This is a genomic window from Intrasporangium oryzae NRRL B-24470 (assembly GCF_000576595.1).
Lineage (GTDB): Bacteria > Actinomycetota > Actinomycetes > Actinomycetales > Dermatophilaceae > Intrasporangium_C > Intrasporangium_C oryzae.
Genome location: NZ_AWSA01000076.1, coordinates 1 through 13565, shown reverse-complemented (window position 1 = coordinate 13565; position 13565 = coordinate 1). Strand labels below are relative to the sequence as shown.

Here is a 13565-nt window from a genome sequence, read left to right as displayed (position 1 = left end):
GCCGGGGCGTCTTTCGCATACCCGAAGACCCGGGAGGGAGCCGCCCCACCTTCAACGCTGCTGCGAGCCGGGAGAGGCCGGCTCGAGGGAGGCGGGTCAGGGCGAGTGTCTCGGCTCGGGAGGTCCTGGGTCCGGAGCTCGCGAGTCAAGGCTTCCAGCGTGAGAGCGCTCTCTTGCGCAGGGCGGCGAGTGACTCCATGATGAGTGACGCCCTCCATGGTCGCGGGGCGTCGGGAGCAACGCGACCACGGCTGTTCCCTCCGAGAAAGCGGTCGCACATGCCTTCACATCCGGCCTCGAGGCCAACGTCAGCCGCACCCTTCATCGCATCATCAGGTCCGGGCGCACCGCGCCGGCGTCGTCGTCGGCTGTGGTCCGCTCTGGCGACGGCGCTGATCGCCGCTGCCGGCCTGGTCGCGGCCTCGCCGAACCTCGCGTCTGCCGCCCCGGACGCGACGCCGGACTTCGGCCCGAACGTCAAGATCTTCGATCCGAGCATGAGCGTCAGCGAGATCAAGGCAACGGTGGACGCCATCTCCGCCCAGCAGGTCGACAACGAGATGGGGTCCTCGCGCTACACCCTTCTCTTCAAGCCCGGGACCTACGGCAGCGCCGCCGAGCCGCTCGTCTTCCAGGTCGGGTACTACACGGAGGTCGCCGGCCTCGGCGCGCTTCCCACGGATGTCGTCATCAACGGGCACGTCGACGTCTACAACCGCTGCCTTGCGCCCGACAACTGCATCGCCCTCAACAACTTCTGGCGCTCCCTGTCCAACCTGACGATCAACGTCATGGGCGAGACGGGCTGCCGATCGTCCGGCAACTTCTGGGCCGCATCCCAGGCGGCCCCGCTCCGCCGGGTCAACGTGACGGGCGGCAACCTGACCCTGATGGACTACTGCACGGCCGGCCCCCAGTACGCGAGCGGCGGGTTCATCTCCGACTCCCAGACCGGGTTCATCATCAACGGCTCTCAGCAGCAGTACCTGGTGCGCAACAGCAGCATCGGCGGCTGGTCCAACGGCGTCTGGAACCAGGTCTTCTCCGGCGTGGTCGGTGCCCCCGCCACCTCCTTCCCGAGCCCGACCTACACGACCCTCGACGCCACTCCCGTGAGCCGGGAGCGGCCCTTCCTCTACATCGACGAGGCCGGCACGTGGCAGGTCCACGTCCCGTCCGCGCAGCATGACTCCTCCGGGGTGACGTGGGCCTCCGGTCAGACTCCCGGTCGAGACGTCCCGCTCTCGGACTTCTACCTCGCGCGCCCGACCGACAGCGTGACGACGATCAACAGCCAGCTCGCTCGAGGCAAGAACCTGATCTTCACGCCCGGGGTCTACGACGTCGACCGGAGCATCACGGTGCGCCGCGCCAACACGGTCGTTCTCGGCATGGGACTCGCGAGCCTGACCGCACAGCAGGGTGCGACCCCGATTGTCATCGGTGACGTGCCCGGCGTCATCCTCGCGGGGGTCATGGTCGACGCGGGCTCGGTCAACTCGCCCGTGCTCGTCAAGGTCGGAACGGGCAACCCCGGCCTTTCGATCGCCCAGCGTGGGGACGCGTCCAACCCGACGACGCTGCTCGACGTCTTCCTCCGCGTCGGCGGCCCGTTCGCGGGTCGCGCCACGACTGCACTGGAGGTCAACAGCGACTACGCACTCCTCGACGACATCTGGGCCTGGCGTGCCGACCACGGCAGCGGCGTCGGCTGGACCGTCAACCCCGCGGAACAGGGGGTTGTCGTCAACGGCGACCACGTCACCGCGACAGGCCTCTTCTCCGAGCACTTCCGCAAGTACAACACCGTCTGGAACGGCGAGGACGGCCGCACGGTGTTCTACCAGAACGAGCTGCCGTACGACCCGCCGAACCAGGCCGCCTGGCAGCACGACGGTGTCCTCGGGTATGCCGGGTACAAGGTGGCCGACTCGGTTCGCACCCACGAGCTGTGGGGCGGTGGGAGCTACATCTACACCAACGTCGACCCGTCGATCCACGCCACGCGTGGCTTCGAGGTGCCGGTCACGCCAGGGGTGCGCATGCACTCCCTCCTGACCGTCCAGCTCGGCGCCGGCACGATCGACCACGTCGTCAACGACACGGGTGCCGCTGTCGACGGCACTCCGAGCCCGGGTATCCCGAGCACGGTCGTTTCGTTCCCCTGATGAGCTGACCGATGCGAGCGGGCCGGACCCGCAGGCTGCGATCGCGGCCTGCGGGTCCGGCCATGTTCCTCGCCGGGGCGGGGTTGGTGTGGTGTTCGGGGGCGGATTCCCGCAGGTTCTCCGCCGGGGCGGGGTTGGTGTGGTGTTCGGGGGCGGATTCCCGCACGTTCTCCGCCGGGGCGGGGTTGTTGGGGTGGGTGCGGTGCGAGGAACCCCGGCTGAGGCCGTGCCGGCGAGTCAGCCGTCTGCCGGACTCGTCGGGTAGGTCTGTCCGGCGACGTATGCGGCGTACATCTGGGACGTCACACCGCCGGCCTCGATCGTCTCGGCGAAGAACCGCCCCGACTTCCGTACGGTCCGCTCCTGGGTCGAGTAGTCGAGAGCCACGAGGCCGAAACGCGGCCCCTCGCCCTCGTCCCACTCCCAGTTGTCGACGAAGCACCAGTGGTAGTAGCGGTCGATGGGGACCCCGGCGGCGCGCTGCTCGGCGATGACACGCAGGTGCTCGTACAGGTATCGCGACCGGAAGGCGTCCCGGGCGTCGGCCGTGCCGTTCTCGGTGATCCAGATCGGGATCGGGTAGGTCTCCCAGGCCCAGGTTGCCATCTCGCCGAGCCCGGCGGCATACACCTCCCAGCCGAGGTCGTTGACCGGGACGCCCGGCGGGGTCCCGTCGCCGAACCGCATCACGGTCGTTCGCGAGTAGTAGTTGAGCCCGAAGAAGTCGGCGTAGCGCCCGCGCTCCACGCCGGCGGGACGCCGCAGCGGCAGCCGGAACTCACCGGTCGTCATGGCGCGGACGATCGCGCCCTGGAAGAGGTGGCGCATGAGGGGCGTGAGGATCCGGTGCCACGGGTTGCGCGGGTTGGCCGGTCTGAAGGGCCGCAGGTGGTGCGCGACACCGACCATGGTCTGCGGCCCGGGCTGCAGCTCGTGGATGGCCATGAAGGCCCGGATGTGCGCGGCGGCGAGCACCCCGTACACCCGCATCGCCCGGACCAGGTTGCGCCGCCCTGGTGGGAAGGTGCCGAAGACGTAGGCGCCGACGACGTAGACGTTGGGCTCGTTGATCGTCACCCACTCGTCGACGAGGTCGCCGAGGGCCTCGACGACGCGGCGGACGTACCGCTCGAAGACACCGACCGCGTCAGGCGCCAACCAGCCTCCCCCACGCTCGAACCACATCGGCTGGCTGAAGTGATGGAGCGTCACGAGCGGGCGAATCCCCTTCTCGCGCAACAGCTCCAGCTCGGCGCGGTAGTGGGCGAGCGCCTCCGCGTCCCACGTGCCCGGCGCAGGCTCGAGCCTGGCCCACTCCAGGCCGAGGCGGTAGACCTGGACGCCGAGCCCCGCCATGAGCTCGGTGTCCTGACGCCAGCGGTTCCAGTGGTCGGTCGCCCGGGTGCAGGACGAACCGTCGGCGATGGTGCCCGGTCGCGCGGCCCAGTCGACCCACGTGCTGTCGACTTCGCCGCCCTCGATCTGGGTCGCCGCGGTCGCCACCCCGAGGAGCACACCCTCGAGGTTGCAGGCGAGCGACGCGGTCGTATCCCGTCGGGCGGCGGGAGCGGACGCACGGGACGGATCCGCGACGCGCCCCTCGGCGGCTCCCTCCGTAGGCCCCTCGGCAGCCCCCTCCGGGCCCGAAGCAGGATCCGGAGCAGGATCCGGAGCAGGATCTGAAGCGGGCCCCGATGCGTGGTCCGGTGCGGAGCCCGGCGTCTCCTGGTCGCTCGTCATCGGTGGTCATCCTGCCGCAGCGCGGTCGCTTCGCGAGTGCGGCACACTGGCGGACGTGACTGCCGCTCCACGACACCGGTCCGTCGCCGACCACCGTGCCGCCGTCGCGCGCCTGCTCGGCGAGGGTGCCGTGGCCCGCATGGCGCTCGACCGGCACGCCGTCGGCCTGCGTCTCGCCGCCGACCTCGCGGCCGACGACGACCTTCCCCGCTTCGACAACAGCGCGATGGACGGGTATGCCGCTCACCCCCGTTCCGGGGAAGACCGGACCTTCGTCGTGGTCGGGGACATCCCCGCCGGGGCGGCCCCGACGTCCGGGCTCAGTCCGGGGGAGGCGGCCCGTGTCATGACGGGGGCACGCGTCCCCGACGGCACCGTGGGTGTCGTCCCGGTCGAGCAGAGCGACGCGTCGCCGACCGGTCCCGCCCCCGAGCGAGTCACCTTCGCCGGGCCGGTCGCCACCGGACGGCACATCCGGCATCGGGGCGAGGACGTCACGGCCGGGGCGGTCATCGCGCGGGCCGGCGACGAGGTGACCCCGGCCCTCATCGCTCTCGGGCGGTCGTGCGGCTGCACGCACATCGAGGTCCACGTGCCGACCAGGGTCGCCGTCGTCGCGACCGGCGCCGAGCTGTCGCCCCCCGGCACGGACCCCGGTCCCGGCGGCATCCACGAGTCCAACTCGGAGATGGTCGGCGCCCTCGCGGCCGCGGCCGGGTGCACCGTCGTGCGGGTCGAGACGTGCAGCGACGAGACCGGGGCCATGCGGACCCTGCTCGGCGCCCTCGACGCCGACCCGGAGGTCGACGTGGTCATCACGACCGGCGGGGTGAGCGCCGGTGCCTACGAGGTCGTCCGCCAGGTCTGCGAGCCGCTCGGCACCTTCGAGTTCGTCCACCTGGCGATGCAGCCAGGGGGCCCGCAGGGCTTGGGCCGCTACGGTTCCACGCCGGTCGTCTGCCTTCCGGGAACGCCGGTCGGCGCGTTCGTCGCCTTCCGGGTCCTCATCCGTCCCGCCCTCGACGCACGGCACGGGGCGCCGCCCGCGCGACCCGGCCGAGCGGCATACGACGGACCGACCCGGCACACCCGCGCGGGCCTCGTCCAGTTCGTCACCAGCGTCCTCGGGGAGGACGGCGTCGTCCGCGCGCCCGACGCCCGCCACCTCACGGCGCTCGCCGCCGCGACGTGCCTCATCGAGGTCCCCGAAGGGGTCGACCAGCTCATCGCCGGCGACGAGGTGACGATCCACCACGTCTGACCGCCTCGGCGGACGCCTGCGCCACGTGGGCATACTGTCGCCATGCACGTGACCCGCCTCGAGGCCGATGACGTCCGCAGCGCCCTCCCCGGTCTCGGGGGCCTGCTCGTCGACTCGGTCGAGGGCGGCGCGAGCGTCGGCTTCCTCGACACGGTGACCACGGCAGAGGCGCAGGCCTGGTGGGCGGGCGTCCTCGACGACCCGGACAGCCTCACGTGGGTCGCCCGCGACGGCGACGACATCGTCGGCAGCGTGCGGCTGCTCCTCGTGACGATGCCGAACGGCCTGCACCGAGCCGAGGTGAGCAAGGTGCTCGTCCGGCGCAGCCACCGTGGCCGTGGGCTCGCCCGACAGCTGATGGAGGCGGCCGAGACCGAGGCGCGCCGGCTCGGGCGCAGCCTCCTCGTCCTCGACACGCAGACCGGGAGCGACGCCGAGGGCATCTACGCCCACCTCGGGTGGACCCGGCTCGGCGAGATCCCCGACTACGCCGGCGCTCCCGACGGCACGCTGGTGGGGACCACGATCATGTTCAAGCGGCTCGCGGGCTGACCGGTCGACCCGTCGGGCGCCCCCGGTGACCCCGCGCCGACCTCAGCCCGGAGAGTTGGCAGGGTCGGCGACCCACGCACCGAGCGGCGGGTTCCAGGTGCGCACGACCCGCCGCAGGATGTAGCCGTTGAGCCAGTACGGGTCCTGGTCGAAGAGCGACGTCACCTCCCCCAGCGAGCCGGCCTCCACGACGATGAGCGCGCCGTTGCGGGGCTCCTCGTCGGTCGGCTCGCCCTCGGACACCTCGTCGTGGCCCTCCTGGTACATCCCCGCGACGAGCAGACCGGGCACCGACGTCAGCCACTCCCGGTGCTCGGGGCGGATCTTCAGCATCTCGGTCGCGTCGTCGGGGTAGGTGTAGTGGATGGCGAAGACGGCCATGGGGTCCTCCGGGGTCGGCGGGGATGAGTGGGTCGAGCCTCCCACGGAAGGCGCCCCGAGGTCAGGCGGTCGTCACACGGTCGTGTCCGGCATACACGTTGAGCCGCGACCCGCGGACGAACCCGACGAGCGTCATCCCGGCATCCTCGGCGCAGTCCACGGCGAGCGACGATGGTGCGGAAACGGCTGCGAGACAGGGGATCCCGGCCATGATGGCCTTCTGGGTGAGCTCGAAGGACGCGCGCCCGGACACCATGAGCACGCTGCCCCTCGCCGGCAGGCGGCCGGCCAGGAGCGCCCAGCCGATGACCTTGTCGACGGCGTTGTGCCGGCCGACGTCCTCGCGGACGACGAGCAGCTCGCCGTCGGCCGTGAAGAGGCCGGCGGCGTGGAGACCGCCCGTCCGGTCGAACGACCGCTGCTCGCGCCGGAGCGCGTCCGGCAGCTCGACGACGACCTTGGCCGGGATCTCGGTCGGGTCGGTGCGCAGGTCGTAGATGGACTGGGCCCGCAGCTGCTCGATGCTGCCCTTGCCGCACACGCCGCACGACGACGATGTGAGGAAGTTGCGCGTCGCGGCCTCGGCCGGCGGGGGCACGCCGGGGGCGAGCGTCACGTCGATGACGTTGTAGGTGTTCTCGTCGTAACCGGACTCGCCCGAGACGACGGCTCCCTCGCAGTAGCGAGCCACGGCAATGTCCTCGAGCGAGCGGATGAGTCCCTCGGTGAGGAGGAACCCGTGGACGAGCTCGATGTCGTGACCCGGGGTGCGCATCGTGACGGTGAGGGGCGTGCCACCCACCCGCAGCTCCAGGGGCTCCTCGACCGACAGGGTGTCGGCGCGCTGGAGCTCGCGGGGCACCCCGACGTCGATCGACGTGATCCTGCGGCGCACCGTGACCCTACCCATCCCCCCAGCGTGCCAGACTCGGGTGGGTGGATCCGAGCCGTGGTCGCGAGGAGCTGCCGCCCGACAGGGCGGGGGGCCTCGCGACGGAGGCCGCGCTCGTCCTGACGGGCGGTCTCTCGACCCGGATGGGCGCCCACAAGCCCGCCCTCGCGATCGGCGGGATGACGATCGTCGCCCGCGTCATCGACGCCACTCGGCCGCGCCGGACGGTCGTCGTCGGGCGCGCCGAGGGGGTGCCCGACGGCATCCCCGTCGTCCGCGAGGATCCCCCACTGGGCGGTCCCGTCGCCGCGCTCGCTGCCGGGGTCGAGGCCCTCGGACTCGGCCCGTATGCCGCTGAGCCGGCACCCGTCGCCATCGACGTCGTGCTCGTGCTGGCCGGTGACCTCCCCTTCGTCACGGGATCGCACCTCGACCGGCTCGTGGCCGCCCTGCGAGTCGACGCGGACGCCTCGGCGGCGGTGACGGTCGGCCGCGGCGAGAGGCTCAACTGGCTCTGCGCAGCATGGCGCACGACGGCCCTGCTCGAGCGGCTCGTGGGCCTCGGCGACCCCCGGCACCGGAGCATGCGCTCGCTCGTCGGGGAGGCTCGTCTGGCGACGGTCCCCGACGTCCTCGACCTCACCTGGGACGTCGACACCCCGGCCGACCTCGACGCCGCCCGCCACCGCGCCGAACCGGAGTGAGCCGTCGCGTCGGTCGCGCCACCCTCGCCCGCGGTCGGTGGCGCGCTTCGCCAAGCGGCGGCATACGGCGAATCTGCCTGTCCCCAAGGGACTCTCAGGATTGCGCTGGGACTTGGCAAAGAGTTGGTAAGGTCCGTTGACCGCCCCCCGGGCTGCTGGGAGCGTCGCTGCCGATCCTCCAGGATCTGATCGGTGTCGAGGATCATCTCCAGCGGCCGCTCGGCCGCTCCTCCCGAAGGAGTACGCAGTGAATCGACTGAAGTCAGGGCTCGCGACCGGTGGTCTGCTCGCCCTCGCACTGGCCATCACGCCGGCGATCCCGGCGGGTGCCGCCGCAGCCGCAGCAGGGTCCGGGACGTCCAGCCCGGCGAACGAGTCCGCGAGCCTCAAGGCGACCGAGCAGTCCCGGGCCGCCGCCTCGGCGTCCGCCCTCGGTCTCGCCTCGGGCGAGCAGCTCACGGTCCGGACGGTCATCAAGGACGCCGACGGGTCCACCCACGTCCGCTACGAGCGCACCCTGAACGGGCTGCGGGTCATCGGAGGCGACTTCATCACCCACAAGGACGCCTCGGGCACGGTCCGAAGCGTCACGTGGAACCTGCGCAAGGACGTCACCCCCGCCACGATGACGCCGACCGTCTCGCGTGCCACGGCCCAGCGGGCCGCCCTCGCCGCCTCGAAGGCGAACGGCGAGAAGGCCTCGGCGGGAGAGCTCGTCGTCTACCAGGGCGCGAAGGCACCCGTTCTCGCCTACGAGGTCGTGACGGAGGGGGTCACGTCCGACCAGACCCCGAGCCGCCTGCACACGATCGTCGACGCGACGACCGGCGCGACGCTGACGAGCTGGGACGACATCAAGGAGGGCACGGGCACCGGCATCTTCGTCGGCAACGTCTCGCTCGCCACGTCGGGCAGCAGCGGCAGCTACACGATGCGGGACACCCACGGGAACTACGCGACCGACCTCAACCAGGCGACGTCGGGCACCGGCACGACCTTCACCGACGCCGACGACGTCTGGGGCAACGGCCTCCAGAGCAACCGCCAGTCGGCCGCCGTCGACGCGCACTACGGCGCCGGCAAGACGTACGACTACTACAACACGCAGCTCGGCCGGGCCGGCATCTGGAACAACGGCACCGGGGCGCGCAGCCGGGTCCACTACGGCCAGAACTACGTCAACGCCTTCTGGGACGGCACCCAGATGACGTACGGCGACGGCGCGAACAACGCCGCGCCGCTCGTCGAGCTCGACGTCGCCGGCCACGAGATGAGCCACGGCGTCACCGAGAACACGGCGAACCTCACCTACTCGGGTGAGTCCGGCGGCCTCAACGAGTCGACGTCCGACATCTTCGGCACCGCCGTCGAGTGGTACACCAACAACCCGAACGACGTCCCCGACTACCTCATCGGCGAGGAGATCAATCTCAACGGCAACGGGACGCCGCTGCGCTACATGGACAAGCCGAGCAAGGACGGCTCGTCGAAGGACTGCTGGAGCTCGACGCTCGGCAGCCTCGACCCGCACTACTCGTCCGGACCGCTCAACCACTGGTACTACCTGGCGTCGGAGGGCTCGGGCGCCAAGACGATCAACGGCGTCAGCTACAACAGCCCGACGTGCAACGGTGCGACCGTGACCGGCATCAGCCACCTCAAGGTCGAGAAGATCTGGTACCGCACCCTGTCGACCTACCTCACCTCGTCGAGCAACTACGCCGCGGCCCGGACCGGGGTCATCAAGGCGGCCAAGGACCTCTACGGCGCGGGCTCGGCCGAGTGCACCGCGGTCGACAACGCGATGGCGGCGATCTCGGCGCCCGCGAGCACGGAGACGTGCGGCGGGACGACGCCGCCGCCCGGGTCGGGCGTCGTCAACGGCGGGTTCGAGTCCGGCCAGACCGGGTGGACCGGCACGTCGGGCCCGATCACGAACAACACCGGCCGACCCGCACACAGCGGCTCGTGGAAGCTCTGGCTCGGCGGCAACGGCACGACGGCCTCGGAGTACGAGCAGCAGACGATCACCGTCCCGTCGACGGCGACCTCGCCGACGCTGACGTACTGGCTGCGCCTCGACACCTCGGAGACCACGACCACGACGGCCTACGACAAGGCGACCGTCTCGCTCAACGGCACGACGGTGAAGAGCTACTCCAACCTCTCCACGCCCAAGGCCTCGTACTTCCAGGTCAGCGTCGACCTGACGGCCTACAAGGGGACCTCGGTCACCGTGAAGTTCGCGGCCACGGAGGACTCGTCCCTCCAGACGAGCTTCGTCTTCGACGACGTGGCGACCAACTTCTGACCCACGCCTGAGGGGCCGGCTCCCAGCCCCGACGTCAAGGGCACGTATGCCGCTGAGCTCCCCAGCGGCATACGTGCCCTGTCGTCGTGGCGTGGTCCGAGGCCGGGGCTGGGGCGCCGGGGGGTCCGGTCAGGGGTTGCCGGTGGTGGCGGCGACCGCGGGGGTCTTGCACGCGGTCGTGGCCGGGGAGCTCAGGGTCACGTCCGCGATGAGGGCCCCGACCATGCTCGCAACCTCGCCCAGGGAGGGGTCGCTGAGGTCCACGGGCCTGGCCTCCTTGTCTGTGACCGAGATGTGGATCGGGTCGCTCGTCTCGTCGCCGGTGCCGGACGAGTCGGAGGGGGTCGTCTGAATGCCCACCGGGGCGCGGCTCTCATCGAGCCGGAGGGCGCTGAGCGCGGCGATGAGCCGGCGTTGGGGCGACGAACCGAGGGTGCACGACCGCCCTCGGACGGTCCGCGTGTCGACGATGAGCTGGCCGTCGGCCTTGAGCACGATCGTGTCGTCGTAGCCGGCGATCCCACCGGTGCGCCTCAGCGTGAGGGGGAACGCCGGCGAGAGCGAGCCGCCCAGGGCTCCGGACATGGCACGGCCCCCACCTGCGGGAGCCTGGCCCGAACCATCGAGCGGGCGCTCCACCGCACTCGTGCCCGCCGGTGCGGACACACCACCTGCCCCCACCGCCGATGACACCGAACCGCAGCCGCCCATGGCGAGCGCGGCGGCGACCAGCCCCCAACCCAGTCCCGCGCGTCCCATGTGCACCATGGTCCTCCGGTGTCCGGCGACTCGCATCCTCCACTGCGGGGGATCAGGCAACACTCTGGTGAACATTTCGGATGGCGACCTTCATTGCGTCGGGAACGGCTACGAACCGGGGCCTTCGGGATGGGCTTTTCGTCCTGTTGGCGTCGCGTGGCGAACGATGGGCTTCCGCGCTCCGACCACTCATCGGTCCCCGACAGAGCAGGCTTTGCACGTGACCCATCCGCGCCACACGAGCGGCGACATACCCGGACACGTCGTCCGCAAACCACCCACCGCCCTCGTTCTCGCCGCCACCCTGGGCGCCACCCGATCTCCGCGCCTCGCCGCCGAGGGCGTCAGCGCAGGTTGTAGGCCTTGAGGAAGCTGATGATGAAGGGCGCGGACCCGGTCACGCCGTTGTCGCCCACCTCGTTGTAGGCGGCGATCGCGATGTCACCGCGCCCCGCGACCATCCACGTGTGGGTCTGCGGCGGGTTGTCGGTGCCGAACTCGGCAGTGCCGGTCTTGGCGTACTCGACGCCCACCTGCTGGAGCACCCGGCCCGACCCGACGGCGACGACCTCGCGCAGCTCCTGGCGCAGCACCTCGGCCTCGCGCGGGTCGAGCGGGGTGGCGGGCGCGGGAAGGTCCTGGCTCCCGACGACGAGCTTGGGGCGCACGGTCGCGCCCTTCATCGCCGAGGCGAGGACGATCGCCATCGTCAGCGGCGACGCCTCGACGCGGCCCTGGCCGATGAACGAGGCGGCGTGCTCGACGACGTTGTCGGTCGTCGGCACCGACCCGACGAACCCGGTGAAGGGCAGGTCGAGCTTGTCGCCCATGCCGAGGGACTGCGCCGCGGCGATGAGGTCGTCCTGCGAGACGGTCTTGTACTGGCTGATGAAGGCCGTGTTGCAGGAGAAGGCGAGGGCCGTCTTGAGCGGGATGTTGCCGAAGTGGTCCTTGGGGTAGTCGGTGTAGTTGGCGAACACACGGCCGTTGACCGTGAGGCTCTGGGTGCAGGGCAGCGGGCTGTCGGCGTTGAGGCCCTTGCGGATCAGGGCGAGCGAGCTGACCATCTTGAACGTCGAGCCCGGGGCGGCCTTGCCTGCGAGAGCCACGGGAGCCCCGTCCGCGCCGGGTCCGACGGCCGCGGCGAGGATCTCGCCCGTGGAGACGCGCACGGCGACGAGGGCCGTCGGGCGCTGCGTCTGGCCGGCGAGGGCGGCCTCCGCGGCGGACTGGGCCTTGGGGTCGAGGGTGATCTTGAGCGGCTGGCCGTCCTTCGACTCCTCGGCGAAGAGCTCACGCTTGGCGATGACGCTGCCGTCCGCGCCCTTCTTCAATGCGAGGACGGACAGGCCCGGGGTGCCACGCAGCTGGGCGTCGTAGCGGTACTGAAGCCCGTTCTGCCCGACGGAGTCGCCGGGAGCGAGCACGCCCTTCGAGGCGGTGATCTGCTCGGCTGTGGCCTCGGAGACGTTCCCGAGGATCGGGGCGGCCCAGGTCCGGCTCGGCGCGAGCACCTGGAGCGAGGCGAGTCGGAGGGCCCCCTTGACGGCGTCGATCCGGCCGGTGTTGCGGGTCAGGGCGGGGTCGGAGGCCCGGAGGGTCAGGGCCGGGACGAAGGCCTTCGCGCCCGCGGAGGCGACCTTCGCGGCATACGCCTGCGCGTCGATGCCGAGGACTCGGGCGAGCGCGCGTGCGGACGCGGCGGCCTCGCCTGCGCCGAGCTTGGCTTTGTCGAGGCCGACGGTCGAGACCTCGCGCTCGGTCATGATCTTGCCGCCGGACGCATCCTCGATGTCGGCACGCTTGGGCCAGACGCGCTTGAGCGTGAGGGCCTCGTCGGCGGCGAGGTCGGGTGCGACGATCCGGGGCGACCACGTCACGCGCCACGTGTCGTCGACGAGCGTCATGGGGACCTTCTCCTCGTAGGTCCAGTCCGTGGGGCTGTCGGAGACGTCCCACACGGTCCGCAGGGTGGCCGTCGCCTTCTCGGAGCCCTCGCTCGTCGTGACCCCGGCGACGGTGACCTTCGGCCGGAGCGTGCCCATGCCCTTGTACACCGACGTGAGGAAGGCGGTCGCCTTGGCCGGCGTCGTGCCGGAGAAGGCGACGCCCGAGACGTTGCCCGTGGCGAGCCCGGCGGCGAGCGCCTGGGCGGCGTCACCGGGTGGGGGCGGCTGGGAGAAGAGCGAGCAACCAGCGCCGATGCTCGAGAAGAGCACGGCGGCGAGCGTGACGGAGGTCAGGGACCTGACGCGCGTTCCCGTGATCATGGGGTCACCGTACGTGCCGTGGCTGAGGAGACCGCCTCCGTCTCGCCGTCGACCGTCTCGAGCCGGTCCGTATGCCGCTCGGCCGGCTCCGCGGACGCCGGTCCCTCGGCGGGCGGCTGGGTGCGTCGTCGCCTGAGGGCCGAGCCGGCGAGGCCGATGACGAGGGCGAGCAGGTACGGCCCGAGGGGGTGGGCATCGCGGCCGAGGGCGCCGGTGAGGACCTGGGCGACCGAGCCGAGCAGGTCGCGCAGCGCGCCGGGTTGGGCGCTCGACGAACGGAGGGAGTCGCTGAGGTAGCTGATGGCCGTGAGACCCGCGGGCAGCGTCCAGGCGATGGCGAGGGCCAGCACCCACGTCAGCAGGCGGCGCGCGGGGTCGAGACCGAGGGTTGCGAGGGCCGCCCCCAGGACGACCCCGAGGACCCACGGCGTCGTCCCGGCGAGGTCGCGGCCCAGGTCGGACGCCCCGGAGCGGTCGTGGACGAGCACGGCCGAGATCCAGGCGGGGAGGGCGGCGGACGTGGCGGC

The 13565-nt window shown here is 71.5% G+C and carries 10 protein-coding genes and 1 pseudogene; 5 read left to right on the top strand and 6 right to left on the bottom strand.

What is annotated here, in order from left to right; genetic code table 11:
* Window positions 1-278: 278 nt before the first annotated feature.
* Window positions 279-2168 carry an adenylyl cyclase gene (locus tag N865_RS20385; protein WP_157557803.1) on the top strand — a complete coding sequence of 630 codons (1890 nt, stop codon included), beginning with the start codon at window positions 279-281 and terminating at the stop codon, window positions 2166-2168.
* Window positions 2169-2405: 237 nt separating this feature from the next.
* On the opposite strand, the gene N865_RS20380 is transcribed toward N865_RS20385, so the two are convergent.
* Window positions 2406-3683 carry a glycoside hydrolase family 1 protein gene (locus N865_RS20380; RefSeq protein ID WP_034810078.1) on the bottom strand — a complete coding sequence of 426 codons (1278 nt, stop codon included), beginning with the start codon at window positions 3681-3683 and terminating at the stop codon, window positions 2406-2408.
* A 280-nt stretch (window positions 3684-3963) separates the two neighbouring features.
* Between N865_RS20380 and N865_RS20375 the strand changes: the two genes are divergently transcribed.
* Entirely contained in the window at window positions 3964-5169 is a 1206-nt protein-coding gene (locus N865_RS20375; protein WP_034810077.1) for a molybdopterin molybdotransferase MoeA, read from the top strand.
* 42 nt (window positions 5170-5211) lie between these two features.
* Window positions 5212-5721: a GNAT family N-acetyltransferase gene (locus N865_RS20370; protein ID WP_034810076.1), complete on the top strand. Its 510-nt coding sequence runs from the start codon at window positions 5212-5214 to the stop codon at window positions 5719-5721.
* A gap of 42 nt (window positions 5722-5763) precedes the next feature.
* Here the strand turns inward: N865_RS20370 and N865_RS20365 are convergent, their stop codons facing one another.
* Both N865_RS20365 and fdhD read right to left on the bottom strand, forming a co-directional pair.
* Window positions 5764-6102 (bottom strand): YciI family protein, encoded by a 339-nt coding sequence (locus N865_RS20365; protein ID WP_034810075.1) that lies wholly within the window; start codon window positions 6100-6102, stop codon window positions 5764-5766.
* Between the two features lie 61 nt (window positions 6103-6163).
* Window positions 6164-7012, bottom strand: a complete 849-nt coding sequence (gene fdhD / locus N865_RS20360; protein WP_034810073.1) for a formate dehydrogenase accessory sulfurtransferase FdhD — start codon at window positions 7010-7012, stop codon at window positions 6164-6166.
* A gap of 26 nt (window positions 7013-7038) precedes the next feature.
* Between fdhD and mobA the strand changes: the two genes are divergently transcribed.
* Window positions 7039-7698, top strand: a complete 660-nt coding sequence (gene mobA, locus N865_RS20355) for a molybdenum cofactor guanylyltransferase (RefSeq protein ID WP_051511178.1) — start codon at window positions 7039-7041, stop codon at window positions 7696-7698.
* Window positions 7699-7945: 247 nt separating this feature from the next.
* On the top strand, window positions 7946-10009 hold the full coding sequence (locus N865_RS20350) for a M4 family metallopeptidase (RefSeq protein ID WP_034810067.1): 2064 nt from the start codon (window positions 7946-7948) through the stop codon (window positions 10007-10009).
* A 129-nt stretch (window positions 10010-10138) separates the two neighbouring features.
* On the opposite strand, the gene N865_RS20345 is transcribed toward N865_RS20350, so the two are convergent.
* The 3 genes and pseudogenes from N865_RS20345 to N865_RS23125 all read right to left on the bottom strand — a co-directional run.
* Window positions 10139-10594, bottom strand: a complete 456-nt coding sequence (locus tag N865_RS20345) for a hypothetical protein (RefSeq protein ID WP_034810066.1) — start codon at window positions 10592-10594, stop codon at window positions 10139-10141.
* Window positions 10595-11112: 518 nt separating this feature from the next.
* Window positions 11113-13038, bottom strand: a complete 1926-nt coding sequence (locus N865_RS20340) for a penicillin-binding transpeptidase domain-containing protein (protein WP_051511177.1) — start codon at window positions 13036-13038, stop codon at window positions 11113-11115.
* Window positions 13035-13565 (bottom strand): annotated as a pseudogene (locus N865_RS23125) (hypothetical protein); the annotation flags it as partial. The pseudogene N865_RS23125 and the gene N865_RS20340, both read right to left, overlap by 4 nt.

What these genes read in the sequence shown, in the direction of transcription:
- N865_RS20385 (WP_157557803.1), top strand. Translation starts at nt 279, where the DNA reads ATGCCTTCACATCCGGCCTCGAGGCCAACGTCAGCCGCACCCTTCATC.
- N865_RS20370 (WP_034810076.1), top strand. Translation starts at nt 5,212, where the DNA reads ATGCACGTGACCCGCCTCGAGGCCGATGACGTCCGCAGCGCCCTCCCC.
- N865_RS20365 (WP_034810075.1), bottom strand. Translation starts at nt 6,102, where the DNA reads ATGGCCGTCTTCGCCATCCACTACACCTACCCCGACGACGCGACCGAG.
- fdhD (WP_034810073.1), bottom strand. Translation starts at nt 7,012, where the DNA reads ATGGGTAGGGTCACGGTGCGCCGCAGGATCACGTCGATCGACGTCGGG.
- N865_RS20345 (WP_034810066.1), bottom strand. Translation starts at nt 10,594, where the DNA reads ATGTCCGGAGCCCTGGGCGGCTCGCTCTCGCCGGCGTTCCCCCTCACG.
- N865_RS20340 (WP_051511177.1), bottom strand. Translation starts at nt 13,038, where the DNA reads ATGATCACGGGAACGCGCGTCAGGTCCCTGACCTCCGTCACGCTCGCC.